The following is a 21,577-nucleotide window of genomic DNA, read 5'->3' on the forward strand; positions in this document are numbered from 1 at the left end:
CGGGTCAAGATTTGCCGGGAAGAAGACGGCAAAGTACTGGTTTTTATCAGTAACGATCTAAAGAGAAGTGCTGCAGAGATTGCCGCCTTGTATAAATCCCGCTGGCAAATCGAACTGTTCTTCAAGTGGATTAAGCAGAATCTGAAGGTGAAGCGGTTCCTTGGGCGCAGTGAAAATGCTGTAAAAATACAGGTGCTCACAGCAATGATTGCCTACCTCCTATTGCGTTTGGCTCAGATCACAACACCCTGCAAATTGTCGTTACAGCAAATAGCTCGAAGAGTCAGTCTTAACCTGACCCGCCGTTGCTCTTTGTTGGAATTATTCAGTGATCCGCCGGATAGCATGGAAGTCAATGTACTCCAGAATCAGGGGAGTCTGGAGCTGGTTTATGCTTAACCGGACAGTAGTGTCCTGCTGGTAAGCATTGTTATATAAATGTGTCAGGTATTCTGTCTGGATCTGTTACCCCGAGTGACGAGTCAGGAACATATTGTTAACAAATCTGTCAGAGCTTGCAGTGAACAAGGCTTTGCTGCGAATTTTCGGGGAGATTTGTTATGGATAGAGAGTTTGGCTTTCATAGATTAGGTCCGGGTAAATTATCTGGATCAAGGGACTCTGGCCACAGATGGCATAGCGGACAAATTCTGGGTTCAGATGGTTCGTCAGTATCTGCTTACCAAGGGCGCACTGTGGGAAAGGCTCAAGATCATGAGCAAGCAGTAAGGCGCCCCTCATCTACAGGTCACTCTGGGAAAAGTGTTACAGCTTCGACTGGGAAGTCGATCTCTGGCAGTGCACTTGTCCCCCCCACAGCTCCTTTGAGGACTACTGATACGGAAAATGGGGAGATGGCTTTTGCTATTGCTGAAAGCTTGAAAAGTCATGCGGCAGATAAGGAGCTTGATGAGCGTCAGGTTCAGCGAGCTATGGTAGCTAATAACCTGGAGCGAGAAGAGAAGAAAAAAAAGGAAGCGCTAGAAGAGGTACGCTATTATAGGCAGATGGCTATTGCCCGTCTTGATAGTCAAAAGGTATCAAGACAAGGGGGGCAAACTGTTGAGGAACGGCCAGCACAGAGTCGCCTCCTAACCGCTTCGCCCAAAATAAAAGCTAATTATCCAACTCCAGCTAACCAGCCACCATACGCTCATCGTAAAACGACCAGTTGCCATGCTGGAAATCCCTCTCCTATGCCTGCCAAGTTAACAATAAAAGTACCTTCTTCACAGGAGGCTAAAAATAAATTTAATAGGGCTTTGGAAGCATTGCCGCCTGGGTTATGGAAGATTTTGGATGACAACTATAAATATCATCCAGATAAAGAGGGGGCACTTCGACAGATTGCTGCGGCATTCCAATCAGGACGTATGCTACATATTGCCTGCCACGAGCAGCATCTCAAACTTCCCCAGGATTTACTTCGGCATTTTATTAGAGATGCGCGGGAGAAAAATTCGTTTCACTTTATTGGCCTGTTTATGCGTGTTTTCCCCGAGCCATATCCTTATGAGAATCTATTAGTGGATAACTTAAGACCATTAATTGCGCTGGCAGTATCGGCAGGAAGGGGGGATTTTTGCGGCTGGCTGGAAAAGAGCCCTAAAATTAATGAAATGCTAGCCCGGCGTCAGAAAAATACATTAGAAATGGATGCCACTGTACTTAGAGGAAGTGCGGGGCGGAATCAGGTGCCATCAAGGGTTGCCGGTCAAGCCTTAGTGAGGAGCGTCGACACCGCGGGCTCAGGTAGTGCGAAGGGAAATCCTGTCGTTTATATCCTGCTGACAAGTAATGAGATGACAATGAGAGATGCTTTACAGCATCAGGAGGACAGTGGGCAGCAGGCTTATGTTTTGAGTCTTGAAAAACAAGGGGAGGCTCCGGGTCTGGTTGAAACTATTGTGCTTAGAAGCCCGAAACAGCTTTCGATAGATAGTAGTACAACGTTGAAACTCTATGTCCACTGGCCAGATGTTCATGAACTTAGTGTTCAGGAAACTGCTGATGCCATTCATAAGTTGTTGAACGGACGCGGAGTTCCCGAGGATCAGTGTCCACAATTGAGCTTCAACATGATTCCTTATCCAACAACTAATCAAGGCTGCCCGTCGTTCCAAGACTGTCAGTCGTTCCAAGACGACCTGCAATTGGCTATGGTGGTTAGAAGGGGAAAGGATTTAATCTCTATTAACACCTGAGAGGTTAATTGGATTTATAGCAAAACAGTACTTCCCGCAAAGGGTACAACCCATTTAAACTAAATAGTTTTAACCTGGAGCTTGCAGGAGCACTCCCATTAATCCCATATTTCGAAAGGGGCAGTCTTTAGGTGCCGGTTTTACCTTTTTATTGGCGCTGTCTCTGGCTTTAATATTTGTTGATCATCGCTTTGAGTACCTTACTCAGGTACGCAGAGCACTGTCTGTTGTTGTTGCTCCTATCCAGTGGTTGGCTGATACTCCTGCTCGCTTAACTGATGATGTCAGAACGGTCGTGATTTCTCGCACTGAGCTAACTCAGGAAAATGCCCGCCTGAAAGCCCGTACGCTGATTCTTGAACAGAAAGTCCAGAAGCTCGCTTCCCTTAATGCTCAGAATGTTCGTTTACGGGAACTGCTCAATTCATCCCGGCTGGTGGATGAGAAAGTTGTGGTCGCGGAACTAATAGGTATTGACCCTGATCCCACGATCAAACAGGTTCTGATTAATAAAGGTGATCAGGACGGTGTATACGTAGGCCAGCCCTTACTGGATGCGACAGGCGTTATGGGGCAGGTGATTCAGACCAGCCCATTCAACAGCCGGGTTATTTTGATTACTGACAGCAGTAACCGTATCCCGATACAGGTGAATAGAAATGGCTATCGTGCCATTGCCGCTGGAACTGAGTCAGGTACCGAACTTGAGTTGCTGCATGTGCCAGCTACAGCAGATATAAAAGAAGGCGATTTGCTAGTAACTTCGGGTATGGGGCAGCGATTCCCGGTAGGGTACCCGGTGGCAGAAGTGAAAGATGTTCATAAAAGTGCCGGCCAACCATTTCTCACGATTCATGCCCAGCCTCTCGCAAGGTTGAATCGCAGTCGATTAGTGATGCTGGTGTTTATTTCTGAACGGGAAATCTACGGGCAGGCGGCTCCTATCGCTTCTGAAAATGCAGGCAGTGAAACAGCTGGAGAGGGAACGCCTCAATGAGACAGAGACATGCTCACTGGCTGGTATGGTTAACTATGCTTGTGGCAGCGGTGCTCAGCCTGCTGCCTATGCCTGATCTGATTTCTTATGCTCGCCCGGCCTGGGTGCCATTGGTTGTACTTTTCTGGATGCTGGCTCTGCCTCAGTATTATGGATTGTTCTTTGCCTGGTTCTCGGGGCTGATTATGGATGTACTGTTTGGCACGGTATTTGGGCAAAGCGCCATGGCTATGTTGTTTATGGCTATTGCTGTCAACCAATTGCATAGGCGGCTGAAAATGTATCCCTGGTGGCAACAGTGTTTTATGGTGTTGGTGATTATCGGGTTATATCAACTCACCGTATTGTGGATTGGTAATGCGACCGGCAGAGTCAGCCCATCACTGCTTTATCTTTTACCGTCGGTAACCAGTGCTTTACTCTGGCCGTGGCTGGCAGCTTTGCTGCATAGTCTGCGCCGACGTTTTGTTGTTATCTGATCTGTTTTTTCCTGAACATTGTTTAGGTAGTGTTTAGGTAGTGTTTAGGTAGTGTTTAGGTAGTGTTTGTTTTAGGTGAATGTATACGATGACGGCTCCATCCTTTCTCTATCTGGCTTCCCGTTCCCCACGGCGCAGGGAGCTTTTGAAGCAGGCAGGTATACCTTTTTGTTTGCTCGATATTGAGGTGGATGAATCTGTACTCCCTGGAGAGCCAGCTACAGATTATGTTGAGCGCCTTGCCCGAAAGAAAGCCGCTTCAGCATGGAAAGCACTTTCTGCGGCTGGTGTGAAAGAACAAGCGCCGGTGCTTGCCGCTGATACAACTGTGGCTTTGGGAGCCGATATCATGGGCAAGCCGGAAACTGAGCAACAGGCTGTGCAAATGCTGATGCAGTTGCAGAAGCAGGTTCATAGTGTACATACCGGTATCGCTCTTTGTTATGGTGGAAATATTGAAACACGTGTGGTGACTACCATCGTACGTTTTAGCGAATTTTCACAGGATATCGCCGAACAGTATGTGAAAACCGGAGAGCCCATGGATAAAGCCGGCGCTTACGGTATACAGGGCTTTGGTGGTGTGCTGGTCGCAGGAATTGAAGGTAGTTATTCAAATGTTGTTGGGCTGCCGGTTCAGGAAACTGTCGAACTGGCCCGCTTGTTCAACGTACCATTTTGGCAGAAGCCTGCTGATGAGGGGGATGGTCAGCGGCTTTAGCAAATGATTTCTGAGCGAGATCTTTTGATCTGATTCGCTCAAGACAAGGGCTGGGGGTTAGGGATGAGTGAAGAGATACTGATGAATATCACGCCCATGGAGTCTCGTGTGGCGTTGGTGGAGAATGGCGTTCTGCAGGAGGTTTATGTAGAGCGTTACCGAAGCCGAGGTATTGTCGGCAATATCTATAAAGGGAAAGTTGTTCGGGTTCTGCCTGGTATGCAGGCGGCGTTTGTTGATATTGGCTTGGAGCGTGCGGCTTTTATCCATGCCAGCGAAATATATGACCGGGCTGATAAAACTGATGGTCAGGAACCGGGTATAGTTGAACTGGTTCATGAAGGTCAGGCTCTTGTTGTTCAGGTCACCAAAGATCCAATTGGTTCCAAAGGCGCTCGCCTGACTACCCATATTTCTATTCCTGCCCGTTATCTTGTTTTTATGCCCCACAATACTCATGTGGGTATTTCCCTGCGTATAGAAGACACAGAAGAGCGTGATCGTCTGCGACTCATTGTTGAGCAGATGATGGAGAAGGAAGAGCTTAAAGATAAAGGCGGGTTTATTCTGCGAACAGCGGCGGAGGGAATCAGCGAGAAAGAGATTCTGGCGGATATCCTGTTTCTTCACCGCCTGTGGGAAACGGTTGAAGAGCAGCGTAAGTGCAGTAAAGCGCCATCCTGTATATATGAAGATCTTCCTCTGCATCTCCGTACTATGCGGGATCTGGTTGAGCCAGATATTGAGAAGATCCGCATTGATTCTGAAGAAACCTTCAACAAGGTTAAAAAATTCGTCCGCAAGCTGGTCCCTCATCTGGATGGTCGGGTGGAGTTCTATACCGGTGAGCGCCCGATCTTTGATCTTTTCAGTGTGGAAGATGAAATCAATCGGGCCATGTCTCGCCGGGTTGAGTTGAAATCTGGCGGCTATCTGATTCTTGATCAGACAGAAGCAATGACCACCATTGATGTGAACACAGGTGGTTTTGTTGGCCACAGGAATCTTGAAGAGACTATCTTCAAAACTAATCTGGAAGCGGCTCACGCTATTGCCCGGCAACTGCGTTTGCGCAATCTGGGCGGCATCATCATTATTGATTTTATCGATATGGAAGATGTGGAGCACCAGCGGCAGGTGTTACGAACTCTGGAAAAAATGCTCGAGCGTGATCACGCCAAAACCAATATCACTGGCGTTTCTGAGCTGGGGTTAGTGGAAATGACCAGAAAGCGCACCCGTGAATCTCTGGAAAACACGTTGTGCGAACCCTGCCCAACCTGTCAGGGGAGAGGTACACTGAAAACAGCAGAAACTGTCTGCTATGAAATATTCCGGGAAATCATGCGGGAAGCCCGGGTTTATGAGAGCGATAGCTATCTGGTGCTGGCATCTGAGCAGGTTGTCGATCAACTGCTGGATGAAGAGTCTGACAATGTGGCTGAGCTGGAGTCAGCTATGAAAAAGACAATTCGCTTTCAGGTTGAACCCCGCTACAGTCAGGAGCAGTTTGATGTGGTTCTGGTTTAAAACCAGAAGAAAAAATCGCATCAATCTCTATAAACGGAAGTAAAGATTTGGGTCTTGATTGTTTGAATAACCGGCGTTTCTGCGCCGGTTCTGTGTATTTGATAATGGGCGATGTTAACGACCTATGAGACGTATCGCCCTGCATATTTCCCGTGCGACCAAAATTACCCTTGTTTTCTCGGTGGTGCTGTTGGCACTGCTTTCATCTGCAGCCCGTTTCATGCTGCCTATGGTGGATGATTTAAGGGAACAGTTGCGAAATCAGATCAGTAGCGCAGTGAACTCTGAGGTTTATCTCGGTGAGTTGTCTGGCGCTGTTGTCAATTTCAATCCCGCCGTCGGTGTCAGTGAGCTGGTTATTTATCAACCGGAAAACCCTGATGTTCCAAGCCTGACATTAACGGATATTGTCCTTGAGCTGGATACAGTCTCCACGCTGATGACAATGAAGCCTGTCTTTCGGAGAGTTGTTTTCGGTGGAGGTGAGCTGCGCCTCGACGGGCGATCAGGGGCAATTGGCCTGTCCGGCTACCCACGTAAACCACAAAAAGATAATGACGAAGCCGCAAAAAGAACGGATGTGCGTGGAGTTATTGATCTTTTAAGTCAGCAAAAACAGATAGATTTTCGTAATTTTCGTGTTGTATTCGCTATGCCTTCCGGGGAACAGAGTGAAATTACTGTTCAGCGTATAGCTCTTTCTGGCCCTCCAGAAGCCCGTAAACTGGCAGCCATTATTGAAACAGAAAGCAATGAACAGATAAGCCTGACGCTGAACATTGCCGGTCGCGCGTATAACTGGCCCGATGTGATGGTGAACGGTTATGTTTCATTGCCATCGGTTAATTTGAAAAGATGGTTACCATTGCTCCCTGAAATGCTGCGTGATGATGGCGGTATTCAGGTGAATCAATTAAGGGCGGGCAGTGAGTTGTGGTTCTCGTACTCACCTGTCGGCTGGGATTTTCGAGGGCAGCTTCGTGCTGACATGCTGGATGTTGACTGGAAAGATCAAACAATCCCTCCTTTAACGGCCCTTAAAACAGATGTTGCATTGAAGTTTTCCCGGGAACAACCAGCACAACTCTGGCTGAGCAATCTGTCATTTTTGTTTGCTGGTTTCCCTTATCCTGAAAGCAATGTATTTATGGAGTGGAAGCGAAAAGGAGATCGCAGTTTTACATTTGCTGCGGATAAAATTCACCTTCAACCTCTTGCGCTTTCAGTGCATGCATCCAACCAGCTTCCAGACTTGCTTGACCAGGTTGTTTCCACTCTGGCACCCCGTGGAAGGTTGAGCAACCTGGTAATGCGAGCGTATCCTGATCGCAAACCATTTGATTTTGATCTTGCCGCAGATATGCAAAGTATTGGCGTTGATCATTGGTATGGGGCACCTTCCGGAGAGCGGATAACGGGCAGTTTCCGAATGAATGCTGACTCGGGAGTGATTGATGTAAATAGTGCTGGTTTCACTCTGGGGCTGGACAATGTTTTTGAAGATAACTGGGTTTACGATCGGGTAGCAGGGCGCTTGTACTGGCGTATCGTGGATGATGTTTATGTGTTGCGCTCTGATGGACTCTCTCTGACCGGTGGTGAGGGGGATATTAGAACACGACTGCGTTTAGATATTCCTTTTGATGGCAATAAGAGTATTTGGATGGCTCTGGAAGCTGGTATTACTGATGGTGATATTGCTTATACCGGTAAATACCTTCCTGTAAAAGGAGCTATGTCTGATGATCTTGGCAGCTGGCTGAATAGCGCCGTTAAAGGTGGAGATATCAGTCAGGGTGCGTTTATCTGGAACGGCCCTCTCGATGGCCCGGATATTGAAAATGACCTGAGTTGGGGACTTTTTTTTGATATCGCTGATACAAGTCTGGCTTTTGATGCGAGCTGGCCTGAGCTGACAGGAATTGATGGTTTGGTATCGGTGGATCAGGACGAAGTTCTGGTAAAAGCCGACAAAGCAAAAATCTATAACAGCCGTTTAAGTGCTATGACTGCCAGAGTCCCTGATCTGCTATCGGGGAAACCTTTGACGATTAATGTGAAGGGGCAGGCAGCGTCTGATGGCAAAGATGGTTTGCGCATTCTTCAGGAAACTCCCATCGCTACAGCCATGGGGCATGGGGCAGATGACTGGAACATGTCTGGCAAGCTTGGCGTAAACCTCGATCTGGATATTCCGCTAACCAGTGGCCCTGAAGGTGACTACAAAGTTGCCATCAAGCTAAATGACAATCGGTTGGTCATTCCTGAAGCCAACATTGAAGGCTCTCATCTCAATGGCGATTTGTTCTATTCCTCAGCCAAAGGACTTGATGGTAAAGGGCTGACAGGTGAAGTGTTTGGAAAACCTGCGTCGTTTAGCCTGTCAACGAAAACAGCGGGGAAATCCCAGACTACACTTCTGGATCTAAGAAGCAGAATCTCTATGGAGGCGCTTTCCTTCTGGTTAGGGCGTGACTTTAATGACTTGGTAGCAGGGGAAACAGATTATCGGGCCCAAGTGAGTGTTGGTCGAACGGTTAAGGTTGATGTCACCTCCGATTTGGTTGGTGTTGCCACAACTCTGCCTGTTCCGCTGGATAAAGCAGCGAAGAGTAAAGAGCCTCTCAAGGTCAGCGTGAATGTTGTTAAAGATAAACCACTGAATGTCACCGCAAACTTGAAGCGTGATGTTTCCGTGGCTATGGAGATTGGTGAACAACATCAGCTTCTTCGCTTAGGGGCAAATTTTGGTTCCGGGAAGCCAAAAATACCTGAAAAAGGTGTTCTGGTTACCGGGCAGCTTGAAGAGCTAAAGCTACAGCCCTGGGTAAGTTGGTGGGAGGGTTTTTCAGCGACAGGATTGAGTACAACCAGTGTAAGTGGGAACTCACTACCCGGTACGCAGGCAACAACAGGTAGTGTTCTTTCATCAATAGAGGTTGAGAGTTTTGATATTAAACACCTTTACTGGCAGGAAGAAATCTTTACTGATTCTGTCGTAAATGTATCCCGTCAAAACGCAGCCTGGGAGCTTTGGTTGAAGGCTCTTGAGATTGAAGGTACAGCAGTTATACCTGATAACAATGATCCGTTGTCGCTGGATATATCTCACCTTGATATTGCATCTTCATTTCTGCTAAACCATGAAGTTGCGACCGACGCACAAGGGAATGCTGTTGTTGAGGTCGCAGAAGCAGATGACGTTGATCCTTTGCTTGATGTTCGACCTGACTCTCTCCCTGATATGAATGTCACCATTAAAAACATTCAGCTGGGTGGGAAAGATTTTGGCCATTTGTCTTTCAATAGTCGTACGGTGAAACATGGCTTGGAAGCCAGCAATGTGGAAGGTGTTTTAGGTGGCAGCAATATTGATGGGTCACTGCAGTGGATGCTGAAAAATAATCAGCATCACACATCGATCAATGCTCTATTCAACAGCTCCGATGTTGAGAATATGCTGACGCAGTGGGGTTATCCTGAGTTAATGACCGGGAAACAGTTGGATGGTAATGCAAGCCTGAACTGGCGCGGCTCTCCGGCTGATTTTGATATTGATGATGTTATTGGTGACCTGAGCGTTGATATTCGAGAAGGGCGTTTTCTTTCAGTTAACGCAGCTTCTCCAACCGGAGCATTGAGACTCTTTGGGGTTCTGAATCTTGACGCCATAACTCGTCGACTAAGACTGGATTTTTCTGACCTTTACAGCAGCGGTATGGCTTATGACAAGGTTGAAGGTAAGTTGGAATTTAATAATGGTTTGATTGTGTTTAGCGAACCGATCACCGTTAAAGGCCCGTCATCGGATTTCCGATTGGGAGGTCAGCTCCATGTGCCTGATCGATCTTTGAATATGGAGTTGGTGGTGACTCTTCCTGTTACCCAGAATATATCAGTTGTCAGTCTGTTGTTAGGGCAGCCCTATATTGCCGGTGCCGCTTATCTGTTTGACAAGTTTCTTGGCAGTACAGTTGAGCAATTTGCCAGCCTTCGTTACGAAATTAAGGGCAGTTTCACCGAGCCAGAAGTAAAACTGGATCGACTGTTTTCCAATAAAGTCAAAGAGAAAAAATAGCAGGGAGAGGGTCGGAAGTGATTCGTGCAGCAGTGATTCGTGCAGCAGTGGTTCAGATGAACTCCAGTCCTGATGTTCAACGTAACTTTGTTGCTGCTGCTGAACTTATCGCTGAAGCAAAATCACAAAAAGCTGAACTGGTTGTTCTGCCGGAATGTTTTTCTTGTATGTGCGGCGACCTCAAAGAGCTTGGGCAAAAAGAAGCGCAAACAGGCGGTGTTCAAAGTTTCCTTTCTGAGCAGGCTGGTTTTCATCAATTAACACTGGTTGGCGGTACAACGCCTATTGCCCAGAATTATGATGGAAAAGATAGTCAGGGCAAAAACTGGGCAACCTGTTTTACCTATAACCCCAGCGGCAAACAAATCGCCCGTTATGACAAAATCCACCTCTTTGATGTCGATGTGGAGGACAGCTACGGAGCCTACCGTGAATCCAGTGATTATCATCACGGCGAGCGTGTAGTTATAACTCCAACAGAGCAAGTGATATTGGGCTTCAGCATCTGTTACGACCTTCGCTTCCCTGAGCTTTACCGCGAGCTTGTACGGCAGGGCGCCCAAATTATCACTGCACCTTCAGCGTTTACTCATGTCACTGGTGAAGCCCATTGGGAGATTCTTGTGCGTGCCCGTGCTATTGAGAATCAGGTATTTATGTTGGCGGCGAATCAATGTGGCAGTCATGCCTCTGAGGGGAAAACTAACCGGGAAACATGGGGACATTCCATGATTGTTTCTCCTGCGGGAGAGGTGTTGGTGGAGGCGGGTAGTGAGCCTGGCGTATTTGTGGCTGATCTTGATTTGTCTTTGCAGAATACTGTTCGGAAAACTATGCCCTGCTTGAAGCATTGTCGTGTATGAGTCAGTGTTTACATCTTTTCTAAATGTTCTTCCACGATAAACAGGTGATCCTGCCCAAAGCAATCCTCATTGCCAATAAACATGGATGGCGCTCCCAATATGCCACGGGATATCGCTGTGATGCTGTGATAAATATTAGAATCACCTCGCTTTTGCGTAGCGAACGTTCGAGCCTAAACGAGAAGGGCTTGTCCTGAGGATTCTTTATTATTCTTTACAGTGATATTGCCTCATCTATCGCCCTCCCATACCATGAAGGGTGACGTAATTCAGGGAACACCTGTCAGATGAGCGATATCCTTGCCCAGGCTAAACAGCAGCTGCTTGCTCCTTCCGCCCTTGATGAGGGTCATTTGGAGAAGATTATTCACGGAATGCTGGGGCATCAGATTGATGCTGCAGATCTCTATTTCCAGAGTCAGCGCCATGAAGGCTGGGTGCTGGAAGATGGTATTGTTAAAGAAGGTAGTTATAACGCAGACAGGGGCGTTGGTGTGCGAGCGGTAAGCGGTGAAAAAACCGGCTTCGCCTACGCCAATGATATTGCCTTAACGTCTCTGGAAGCTGCCGCTGGAGCTTCCCGAAGTATTGCCCGTGCGGGTCAGAATGGTCAGGTGCAGGCCTGGAACCGAACTCAACCTCTGGCTTTGTACAGCGATGCCAATCCTCTTGATTCCATGTCCCGTGATGACAAGGTTAAACTGCTGAAAGATATGGATGCTGAAGCACGCCGTATCGACAGCCGCATAAAACAGGTAAGTGTTAGCCTGGCAGGTGTGCATGAATATGTTCTGGTTGCTGCCGCTGATGGAACCTTATCTGCAGATATTCGCCCTCTCGTTCGTTTAAATATTTCTGTGATTGTTGAAGAAAACGGCAAGCGTGAGCGTGGTTCTTACGGCGGCGGTGGTCGTGGCGATTACAGTATGTTTTTCCAGAACAACTTATGGAAAAAGTATGCAGCTGAAGCTGTGCGTCAAGCTCTGGTGAACTTGGAAGCTGTTGCCGCTCCAGCCGGTGCCATGGAGGTTGTGCTGGGGGCAGGTTGGAATGGTGTACTTCTCCATGAAGCTGTAGGGCATGGCCTTGAAGGTGACTTTAACCGCAAGGGCAGCTCCATGTACTCCGGTCGTATTGGGGAACGTGTAGCTTCACCTCTGTGTACCATTGTGGATGATGGCACTATTGCTGGCCGTCGTGGCTCACTGAATATTGATGATGAAGGCGTACCCTCCTCTAATACCGTGCTGATTGAGAACGGTATTCTTAAAGGTTACATGCAGGACAAAATGAATGCCCGACTGATGGGTGTTCAGTCAACAGGCAATGGCCGTCGTGAATCTTATGCCCATCTGCCTCTACCCCGTATGACCAACACCTATATGCTGGCGGGGCAACATGATAAAGATGAAATTGTCGCTTCTGTGAACAAAGGTATTTATGTTGCCAATATGGGGGGCGGCCAAGTAGATATCACTTCCGGCAAGTTTGTTTTCTCAACCAGTGAAGCGTACCTGATTGAAGGCGGGAAAATCACGACACCTGTTAAGGGCGCTACATTGATTGGTAATGGCCCGGATGTGATGAACAAGGTGTCTATGGTGGGTAATGATCTTGAGCTGGATACCGGTGTTGGGGTGTGTGGTAAGGAAGGTCAATCTGTGCCCGTTGGCGTTGGTCAACCAACTTTGAAGATTGATGAGATTACTGTGGGTGGCACCAGCGCCTGATCCTGTTTCTCAATGTGAAAAGGCCCATCGCTTAATCAGCTGCGGGCCTTTTTCTTATAAGTCTCGATGTTTTTCTTGGAAGTGAGATCTACTCTTCGCTCACTTCACGCAGGTAGCGGAAGAGTTTCTTGCTTTGTGCCGCTTTCTTATCTTCTGATTTTTCTTTATTTGTGTTGCGAATAAGCTGGCGCAGTTTTTGTGCATCCGTTGCCGGATGGCTATCAAGAAATTCGGTAACAGCAGTATTACTGTTTTCCCCTAACAGGCGATCACGCCACCGCTCCAACAGGTGGAAATGGCGATTGTATTCGTCGCTGCTGGTGTCGAGCATGGCTAGCTGGTGGCGAATTGCGTCGATATCCTGATCCAGCATCAGTTTGCCGATAAAACCAAAGTGGCGTTTTCGGGCGTTGTGGCTGGTAATGCGCTTAGCTTCCAGAAGGGCATCAACAATACGTCCTTCTAGAGGGAATTTTTCCAGTTGGCCTGGTTTAAGGTTGGAGAGCTTTTCTCCCAGGTCACGGAGTTCGTGGGCATCTCTTTTGAGCTCAGATTTGCTGACCAGGATGATTTCGTCGTCCTGATCTTCATTCTCATGGAGAGCACTTCTGTCTTTGCGCATTCTGTTGCCAATATGTGAAATATGAGCGCTATTGTAGGCTGCGGTTTACTCTCGGAAAAGCCCGGTTGTAGAATGGATGGAAACCTACAGGATAGGGAGTTGTAATGAATAATCAGGTGCAACCGGTGATTGATCCGGTACTTGAGGAGCAGCGTCTGACCACGCTGGTATCCGATATTATTGATGAAGCCAGTAAACAGGGTGCTACAGCCTGTGAAGTGGGAGCCAGTTCGGATGCCGGTTTATCCACCACCGTGCGAATGGGGGAAGTGGAAACTGTTGAATTCAATAAGGATCAGGGATTTGGCATAACGGTTTATTTCGGGCAGCGAAAAGGTTCTGCCAGCACCAGTGATGATACACCTGAAGCGATTCGTGACACGGTGCGTGCAGCTTGCGATATTGCCCGTTATACCAGTGAAGACCCTTGTGCCGGCCTTGCTGATGCCGATCAGATGGCAACAGAATTTCCTGACCTGGATCTGTATCACCCCTGGGGAATCAGTGCGGAAGATGCTATTGAACGGGCAAAAGAGTGTGAAGATGCAGCCCGTGGTCATAGCAACCTGATTATTAACTCTGATGGTGCGACTGTGAACTCCCATCAGGGTTGCCGAGTGTACGGTAACAGTCATGGATTTATTGGCCCACACCGTTCCAGCCGCCAAAGTGTCAGTTGTGTGGTGATTGGTCAGCAGGGCGAAGAGATGCAGCGGGATTACTGGTACACGGTAGCCCGGGACGGTAACAATCTTGAAAGTATGGAAGAAGTGGGCCGTAAGGCTGCTGAGCGCACACTGGGGCGCCTGGGGAGTCGCAAGCTCGCTACCGCTAATGTGCCTGTGATTATGAGTGCAGAGCTGGCAGGAGGCTTTGTAGGTCATCTTATGGGTGCAATCAGTGGTGGTGCCATCTATCGAGAATCTACCTTTTTGCTGGATCACCTGGGTAAAAAGATTTTCCCGGATTGGGTCAATATCTATGAGCGTCCCCATCAGAGAGGGGGGATGGGATCAGTAGCCTTTGATGGCGATGGCCTGCAGACCCGTGACCAGTCATTTATTGTTGATGGTGTGCTGGAAAGCTACCTGCTCAGCACTTATTCCGCACGTAAACTCGGTATGACCAGCACAGCCAATGCTGGAGGTGCCCATAATTTGTTCCTGGACAGCAATGCTGGTGACTTGGACGCTTTGGTAAAAGAAATGGGAACCGGTTTGCTGGTGACCAATCTTATCGGGCAGGCAGTAAATATGGTAACGGGAGACTATTCCCGCGGCGCCGGTGGGTTTTGGGTCGAGAATGGTGAAATCCAGTATTCGGTTTCTGAGGTCACCATTGCGGGCAACCTTAAGGATATGTTTATGAATTTGCGCTGTGTCGGCAATGATGTTGATCGCCGGGGCAATATTCAGAGTGGTTCTCTGTTGATTGACGGAATGACGGTGGCTGGGGAGTAACAATCTTCCACCGTTCTTGCTTTTCTACCATCTAAACTTCTCGGCTGTATCTGGCCGGGAAGTTGTTTATGAGATTAAGCTCTTTCTTTCGCACCCTTTGTTTTTCCTTTCTTTTACCATCCGCGTCTCTCTGGGCTGACACTCTTGTTCGGGGGCTGCCAACCAATCCAGTTTCTCTTGATCCACATCGCTTTCTGGGAACCCCAGAAGCTACAGTTCTTAAAGATATGTACGAAGGGCTGACCAGTCAGGATGAGCTTGGTAAGCCTGCTCCAGGCGCAGCTGAAAGTTGGAGTGTGTCGGAAGATGGCAGAGTCTGGTCGTTCCATATTCGCAAAGGATTAACCTGGTCTGACGGTTCTCCCCTGACCTCTGCAGATTTTCTCTATAGCTTCCGCCGTTTGGCTGATCCTGCAACACGGGCTCAGTATCGTTGGTATCTGGATTTGGCGGGGGTGGTAAACAGTCGAAAAGTCGCTGCCGGAGAGTTATCAGCAGAACACCTGGGTGTGAGCGCTCCTGATCTGCACACGTTGGAAATTAAGCTTGAGGCTCCACGAATCTGGTTGCCGAACCTGATGACTTTCCCGGCATTTCTTCCGGTTTCGGAGCGGGCAATAAAACGTTGTGGGCCTCTTTGGGCAGAACAGAAAGGTTGTGCTGTCAGTAATGGACCTTATCGTTTTCTTTCCTTGGGAGACGGGCGGATACGGCTTGGGAAAAACTCCGCCTATCGGGATCCCCTGAAATCATCTCCGGAGAAAGTGGTCTGGGAAGTTTTCGGCAGCATACTGGATGAACTGGTCGCTTTTCGGGAAAAGAAATTGGATATCTCGTCTCCTATCCCTGCTGAACTGGGATTAGTTCAGGGGCGAAAGCCATTGTCTGACCGGCAAGTGCGTCAGCTCAACACAACTTATCTTGTATTGAATACCAGAGATCCACAATTATCTTTGCCTGTGCGTAAAGCTCTTGCTGGAATTCTTGATCGTCAGGCTCTCTTTCCTGGTGGTAATCAATCAGATCAGGCCTGGACGCTGATTCCGCCCTGGACTCAAGGGTATCTTTTTCAGCGATTGTCGGAGGTTGATTATTCACAGGGGCGACGTGATGAAGCAGCCAGAAGTATTCTGCAACAGACAGGTATTGATGAAACCAATCCTGTTCGACTACAGCTGTTAACAACTCATTCTCACTACAGATGGGTGGTAAATTCTATCGTTGTGCAGTGGCGCCGGCTGCCGGGTGTTGAAGTGGAAGTTGTCAGTGTGGGCTGGGAGGAGTATATCGATCGTTTGAATCGTGGCGATTACCAGGTTCTTCTGAATCACTGGTTAGCGGCTTATAACGACCCTTCCGCCTTCCTTTTGCTGGGCAGTCGGAGTTTTACCTTCTTTCCTCCTGGGTTGATGGATGAAAGCTATGAAAATGAACTCCAGTCAGCCATGAGCTTGGATGAGCCTGCCGAAATATACCGACAACTTGAACAGAAATTGTTGAATAGCCACTCGTTGATTCCTCTATCCCATATTCGGGTATCTCAGTGGGTGCAGCCAGAGGTGAAAGGTTTCGATATAAAAAATCCGGAAGGGTGGTTGCCCAGCTATAGATTGCAATTAGAGTCAGGCGTAAAAAATTGAAGCAAGGCCAAGGAAGGCAAAGAAACCGACAACATCAGTAATCGTGGTGAGAATAACGGAACCTGCCAAGGCAGGATCAATATCCATCGATTTGAGAAACAGTGGCAGCATTGCACCGGCGAGAACTGCGATAAGCAAATTGATAACCATCGCCAGCCCGATAATCAAAGCAATAGTCGGATCGTTAAACCAGAGCATGGATGCACCGGCGACAACTACAGCCCAGATACCGCCATTTAACAGCCCCACCATAAACTCACGGCTTAACAGCCATGAGGTATTGGACTTCCCTATCTGCCCTAAAGCCATAGCCCGAATAATCAGAGTTAAAGTCTGACTTCCTGCAATGCCACCCATACTGGCAACAATAGGCATTAGAACTGCCAGAGCGACAACCTTATCAATCGTATCTTGAAATAATCCAATCACGCCAGAAGCGATAAAGGCAGTGATCAGATTAATACCCAGCCATAAAGCACGACGGCGGGATGTTTTGATAACTGGAGCAAAAGTATCTTCGTCTTCGTCCAGGCCTGCCATGCTCATGATGGAATGTTCGGCTTCTTCCCGAATAACATCAACAACGTCGTCTACGGTGATTCGCCCTAGCAGGCGGCCGTTTTCATCCACAACCGGTGCGGAAATTAAATCTTCCCGTTCAAACATCTGTGCAACGTGGGTTTCTTCCATATCCACAGGAATGGCCTGATCTGACTCGTCCATCAGTGAGGAAAGCAAATCATCGGGATCGGCAGTGAGCAAATTGGCGATAGAGACTGAACCCATCAGGAAATCCCGACGATCAACAATCAGAACTTTATCTAATGGTTCCGGGAGCGATTCATGACGGCGCAGGTAACGCAGGGCAACATCCACATCGATATCACCACGCATAGTGATGGTATCTGTATTCATCAGGCCGCCGGCAGTATCTTCCGGATAAGCCAGGACTTCTTCGACCCGATGTCGGTTCTGCTGATCCATTGAGTTCAGAACCTGACGGGTAATACGTGTGGGGAGTTGCTGCAAGATGTCGACCATGTCGTCGATATCCTGGTCTTCCAGAATATCGATCAGTTCGGCGACATTCATTTGGTTGATAAAGAATTGGCGAACTTCTTCGCCCAGCTCATTTAGAACATCCCCTTCATCTTCAACCGGGATCAGTTTCCAGAGAATACTGCGTTGACGTGGTGGAGAAGATTCAAGAAGGTGTGCAATATCGGCAGCAGACAGGTTCCCCAGCATCTGCCGGGTATGGTCGGGAATATTGCCTGAGAGTACTTTGTCCAGTATCTCAAGCTGGTCTTCCGAAAGTGCCAGTGACTGTTGCTGCAGCATAAGAAATCACGCGGTTAAAATTGTTGTGTTCCGCTGTTTTGGAACAGTTATTCGTTCTCGTCAAAGCGATTGGCCACAAGAGCTGTAATAGCCTCAAGAGCCTTGTCGGCATCGTCACCTTCGGCCTCCAGCCGCAGGGATGTGCCTTTACTGGCTGCAAGCATCATGACCGACATAATGCTTTTTCCGTCTACCATTTTATCTGGTCGACCAACGCGTATGTTGCAGGTAAATGACGTTGCCACACCTACAAATTTGGCTGCGGCCCGTGCATGGAGCCCGAGTTTATTTATGATTTCGATCTGTTCCTGAATAGCAGCCATAAAAGTTATTGCCCTTGTCCTGCTAATTGAGGTTCTGGTTTCCGTTCCAGTTCCCGGTGTCGTACCTGCACTGATGCCATTATGCCTTCAAAAGCTTTGGCCAGCAGCTCGCTAATATAGACAGAACGGTGCTGACCGCCGGTGCAGCCTATACCAATGGTCAAATAGCTTCTGTTACCTGATTCAAATGCTGGCAGCCAGTTATGGACGAACTGAAAAATATCATCCCGCATGCGTGTGACAGATTCATGCGCTGACAAGAAGTCTTGTACGGGTTGTTGCTGCCCGGTCATTCCCCTCAGCTCTTCACGCCAGTAAGGGTTGGGGAGGCAGCGCACATCGAAAACAAAATCTGCATCTATGGGCACGCCCTTTTTAAAACCGAATGACTGAAACTGTAAGGAAAGTTCATGGCGTTCTTTTCCTGCTACACGCTGGCGAATAACGCTGCGCAGATCGTGCAGGGAGAGACGGCTGGTATCGACGCGCATGTCAGCCGCATCGGCAATAAATCCCAGAACCTCGGCTTCTTTTCTTATCGCTTCGTCTAGTGAGGACTCTCCATCGCTGAGCGGGTGACGACGACGGGTTGCACTGAATCGTTTCAGTAATGTTTCATGATCTGCGTCCAGATAAATAATATCGCCGGTCAGGTTTTCCTGTTCCCGAAGCTGCTGATGAATCATGGGGAACTCTGCAAGTTCTCTGGGAGTGTTACGGGCATCAATGCTGACCGCCAGTGCATTGCCCGCGCCAGCAGGTTTATTTCTAAAACGTTTAACAAGGCTGATCAGTAGACTGGCAGGCAGATTATCTACGCAGTAGAAACCCTGATCTTCGAGAGCTGCAAGAGCGGAACTTTTTCCCGAACCTGATCGCCCGCTGATAATTACGAGCCTAATGGTCTTTGGCATATGTCACCGTATCCCCCGCCGATGGATCTTTATGAATTTGGATCCTTGGTCAAGCATAGGAAAAAAAGCAGGCAAAAAAAACAGGGCCTGCGATTGCAGACCCTATTAATTTATAAATAAATGAAAGTCACGCTGTAACTTTCGCTGTAAGCAAACGATAGAGGGTTTCGCTGCTGTCTGCTTCCCTCAGTTGTTCACAGAGCGAATCGTTACTGAACTGCTCAGCTATTTGCCGCAGGAAATCCAGATGCCTCTCTGTTTCATGCTCTGGAACAACCAGCGCAAAAACAAGGTCGACAGGTTTTTTGTCGATAGCATCGAAATCAATTGGTTTAGCGAGCCTGAGGAATACAGCCTGGGGTTCTTCGCAGTTTGCTACCCGGCAATGGGGTAATGCAAAGCCATTACCAAGACCTGTACTGCCGAACTTTTCCCGGGTAACAAGTTGGTTGAACAGCTCTTTGGCGTCAAGACCGGGTTGTCTTTGGCTGATGATGTTGGCGATGTATTCCAGAGTGCGCTTTTTGCTGGCTCCCTGCACGCCATATAAGGCGTGACCGGGAGCAAGAATATTCCGTAGACTCATTGGATTTGGGACCGGGGATCAGTGAGAAGCCCCCTGAAGGCGATCAATATTCTTTTCCTTGTACTTCAAAAGTTGACGGTCAAGTTTATCAGTCAACAGGTCAATAGCAGCATACATATCTTCATGCTCGGCTGAGGCAGCGATATCAGCGCTTCGAACGTGCAGAGTGGCTTCGGCGCATTGCCTTTGCTTCTCAATACTCAGGGTAACCTGAACACTTGTTATTCCATCGTAATGGCTGGCTAGCTTGTTAAGTTTTTTTGAAACGTACTCGTTCAGAGCTTCTGTTACGTCGAACTGATGACCACTGATCTTAACTTGCATGCGTTACTCTCCTGATGTCAGGTTGAGCAGCCCCGGCAATTCCATACCGGGCCGACACTTTAGATTCTATCACCAGTCCTGTGCCTCGTCTCGGATTTTGCGTATCTGGAATTCATTTCTTATGAGCCAAGGCACGCTTAGGGCTGATCTGACGCTGTGGTAGCGTGTTTTCTACAAAATGGTAGCTATACCAGACGCTTTCGCTCATTAGATGGGGGAATCATTAGAGCTTCCCGGTACTTGGCGATGGTTCGTCTGGCGACCTTGATTCCCTGCTCGCCCAGAAGCGTAGCGATTTTGCTGTCGCTGAGAGGTTTTTTCGGACTTTCCTGAGCAACCAGTTTTTTGATAAGAGCCCTGATCGCCGTGGAAGAGCACTCTCCACCGGATGTGGTGCTAACGTGGCTGGAGAAAAAGTATTTCAGCTCAAAAATTCCGCGAGGGGTATGCATGAACTTCTGGGTGGTGACCCGGGATATTGTTGATTCGTGCATATCAACTGCTTCGGCGATATCGTGAAGAACCAGAGGCTTCATGGCCTCCTCGCCGTAATCCAGAAAGCCACGCTGGTATTCAACAATGCGGGTTGCCACTTTCAGAAGTGTTTCGTTACGACTCTGCAGGCTCTTGATGAACCAGCGTGCTTCCTGAAGGTGATTTTTCAGGTAAGTATTGTCATCACTGGAATCAGCACGCCGGATCAAGGACGCATAACCATCGTTAATGCGTAAATGTGGAGCTGTGTCAGGATTCAGATCAACAACCCAACGACCTTTGCGCTTACGAACCAGAACATCCGGAATCACATACTCTGCTTCTGATTCCTGAAGTTCAGCGCCAGGGTGAGGGTTGAGGCTCTGGATAATAGTCAGCGCATCTTTGATCTGGGATTCTTTCAGGCGTGTACGGCGCATCAATGTCGCATAATCACGAGTACCAAGAAGGTCAATGTAACGATCAACAATGCGGTGAGCATTGATAACATCGTCTGTGGCTTCCGGAAGCTGGCGAAGTTGAATCAGCAGGCATTCGCGTAAATCCCGGCAACCAACACCAACGGGCTCAAAATGTTGTATGCGGTTGAGAACCATCTCAACCTCGTCCATTTCAACCTCCCGTTCAGGGTCCTGATTTTCCAGAATATCTTCCAGTGACACGGTGAGATAACCGTTGTCATCAATGCCCTCAATAATTGCCATGGCAATCATACGATCAGTGTCGGACATTGGAGCCAGATTCAGTTGCCACTCAAGATGATCCTGTAGAGTTTCGCTGGAACTGGTGCGGGCTGTGAAATCGTCAGTTGGGCCGTTTGGCTGGTTGCCAGAGCTGGAAGGTGCAGCCTGGTAAACATCATCCCAGCCGCTATCTACCGGCAGGTCTGAGGGGATGGATTCTGTCCAGTCTTCCTGGGTTTCTTTGGTCTCGTCAGTTCTTTCGGCCTTGGCGGATGCGTTCAGATCGGTCAGGCCAGCATCAGAAATGGCGTCCTGCGCTTCTGGGTCAACAGGTTGGAGTTCCTCTTGCTCTAGCATTGGGTTGCTTTCCAATGCCTGCTGAATCTCCTGCTGGAGATCCAGTGTAGAAAGTTGCAGCAAGCGAATGGCCTGTTGCAGCTGGGGTGTCATCGTCAGCTGCTGACCAATTTTAAGTTCAAGAGTTGGCTTCATGGGATCGTATTATCCAGCCTTTACTGCACAGTCCTGCAAAATTATTTTCAACATCCCTGCCTGTTGGCTTAATGCTCGATAACGCTTCCGTATAA

At 48.3% G+C, this 21,577-nt stretch carries 17 protein-coding genes and 1 pseudogene; 11 read left to right on the forward strand and 7 right to left on the reverse strand.

Going from position 1 to position 21,577, the window contains the following annotated elements; translation table 11 throughout:
* From QMA35_RS08060 to tldD, 9 genes and pseudogenes are all read left to right on the forward strand, one after another.
* Positions 1-225, forward strand: a pseudogene (locus tag QMA35_RS08060) (transposase); the annotation flags it as partial.
* A 629-nt stretch (positions 226-854) separates the two neighbouring features.
* Positions 855-2,204, forward strand: coding sequence for a hypothetical protein (locus tag QMA35_RS08065; RefSeq protein WP_281646632.1), 1,350 nt, complete (start codon positions 855-857; stop codon positions 2,202-2,204).
* Positions 2,205-2,310: 106 nt separating this feature from the next.
* The gene (mreC, locus tag QMA35_RS08070) at positions 2,311-3,201 is read left to right on the forward strand and encodes a rod shape-determining protein MreC (protein ID WP_281646675.1); all 891 of its coding nucleotides are present in this window, start codon (positions 2,311-2,313) and stop codon (positions 3,199-3,201) included.
* Positions 3,198-3,680 carry a rod shape-determining protein MreD gene (mreD, locus tag QMA35_RS08075; RefSeq protein ID WP_281646633.1) on the forward strand — a complete coding sequence of 161 codons (483 nt, stop codon included), beginning with the start codon at positions 3,198-3,200 and terminating at the stop codon, positions 3,678-3,680. Before mreC ends, mreD begins: the two co-directional genes overlap by 4 nt.
* A gap of 88 nt (positions 3,681-3,768) precedes the next feature.
* Positions 3,769-4,401 (forward strand): Maf family protein, encoded by a 633-nt coding sequence (locus QMA35_RS08080; protein WP_281646634.1) that lies wholly within the window; start codon positions 3,769-3,771, stop codon positions 4,399-4,401.
* Positions 4,402-4,464: 63 nt separating this feature from the next.
* Positions 4,465-5,931, forward strand: coding sequence for a ribonuclease G (rng, locus tag QMA35_RS08085; protein WP_281646635.1), 1,467 nt, complete (start codon positions 4,465-4,467; stop codon positions 5,929-5,931).
* Positions 5,932-6,055: 124 nt separating this feature from the next.
* Positions 6,056-10,009, forward strand: coding sequence for a YhdP family protein (locus QMA35_RS08090; protein ID WP_281646636.1), 3,954 nt, complete (start codon positions 6,056-6,058; stop codon positions 10,007-10,009).
* Between the two features lie 17 nt (positions 10,010-10,026).
* On the forward strand, positions 10,027-10,872 hold the full coding sequence (locus tag QMA35_RS08095; RefSeq protein ID WP_281646637.1) for a carbon-nitrogen hydrolase family protein: 846 nt from the start codon (positions 10,027-10,029) through the stop codon (positions 10,870-10,872).
* 287 nt (positions 10,873-11,159) lie between these two features.
* Positions 11,160-12,602, forward strand: a complete 1,443-nt coding sequence (gene tldD / locus QMA35_RS08100; protein WP_281646638.1) for a metalloprotease TldD — start codon at positions 11,160-11,162, stop codon at positions 12,600-12,602.
* An 88-nt stretch (positions 12,603-12,690) separates the two neighbouring features.
* On the opposite strand, the gene yjgA is transcribed toward tldD, so the two are convergent.
* A complete protein-coding gene (gene yjgA, locus QMA35_RS08105; protein ID WP_281646639.1) occupies positions 12,691-13,224 on the reverse strand; it encodes a ribosome biogenesis factor YjgA in 534 nt (177 codons plus the stop codon).
* Between the two features lie 104 nt (positions 13,225-13,328).
* Here yjgA and pmbA point away from each other — a divergent pair, with 104 nt between their 5' ends.
* Together pmbA and QMA35_RS08115 are read left to right on the forward strand one after the other, a co-directional pair.
* A complete protein-coding gene (gene pmbA, locus QMA35_RS08110) occupies positions 13,329-14,684 on the forward strand; it encodes a metalloprotease PmbA (RefSeq protein WP_281646640.1) in 1,356 nt (451 codons plus the stop codon).
* Positions 14,685-14,752: 68 nt separating this feature from the next.
* Positions 14,753-16,324, forward strand: a complete 1,572-nt coding sequence (locus QMA35_RS08115) for a peptide ABC transporter substrate-binding protein (protein ID WP_281646641.1) — start codon at positions 14,753-14,755, stop codon at positions 16,322-16,324.
* Here QMA35_RS08115 and mgtE read toward each other — a convergent pair.
* The 6 genes from mgtE to QMA35_RS08145 all read right to left on the reverse strand — a co-directional run bounded on the left by mgtE (position 16,307) and on the right by QMA35_RS08145 (position 21,482).
* Positions 16,307-17,665 (reverse strand): magnesium transporter, encoded by a 1,359-nt coding sequence (gene mgtE / locus QMA35_RS08120; protein WP_281646642.1) that lies wholly within the window; start codon positions 17,663-17,665, stop codon positions 16,307-16,309. The two genes, QMA35_RS08115 and mgtE, sit on opposite strands and share 18 nt — an antisense overlap.
* 47 nt (positions 17,666-17,712) lie before the next feature.
* Positions 17,713-17,988 carry an HPr family phosphocarrier protein gene (locus tag QMA35_RS08125; protein ID WP_281646643.1) on the reverse strand — a complete coding sequence of 92 codons (276 nt, stop codon included), beginning with the start codon at positions 17,986-17,988 and terminating at the stop codon, positions 17,713-17,715.
* A gap of 5 nt (positions 17,989-17,993) precedes the next feature.
* Complete coding sequence (gene rapZ / locus QMA35_RS08130) at positions 17,994-18,902, reverse strand: RNase adapter RapZ (RefSeq protein ID WP_281646644.1); 909 nt, start codon at positions 18,900-18,902, stop codon at positions 17,994-17,996.
* A gap of 127 nt (positions 18,903-19,029) precedes the next feature.
* Positions 19,030-19,488: a PTS IIA-like nitrogen regulatory protein PtsN gene (gene ptsN, locus QMA35_RS08135; RefSeq protein WP_281646645.1), complete on the reverse strand. Its 459-nt coding sequence runs from the start codon at positions 19,486-19,488 to the stop codon at positions 19,030-19,032.
* Between the two features lie 18 nt (positions 19,489-19,506).
* Positions 19,507-19,812, reverse strand: a complete 306-nt coding sequence (gene raiA, locus QMA35_RS08140; protein ID WP_281646646.1) for a ribosome-associated translation inhibitor RaiA — start codon at positions 19,810-19,812, stop codon at positions 19,507-19,509.
* A gap of 185 nt (positions 19,813-19,997) precedes the next feature.
* A complete protein-coding gene (locus tag QMA35_RS08145) occupies positions 19,998-21,482 on the reverse strand; it encodes an RNA polymerase factor sigma-54 (protein ID WP_281646647.1) in 1,485 nt (494 codons plus the stop codon).
* Between the last annotated feature and the right edge of the window lie 95 nt (positions 21,483-21,577).

Source organism: Parendozoicomonas sp. Alg238-R29 (genome assembly GCF_947331445.1).
Classification (GTDB): Bacteria; Pseudomonadota; Gammaproteobacteria; order Pseudomonadales; family Endozoicomonadaceae; genus Sansalvadorimonas.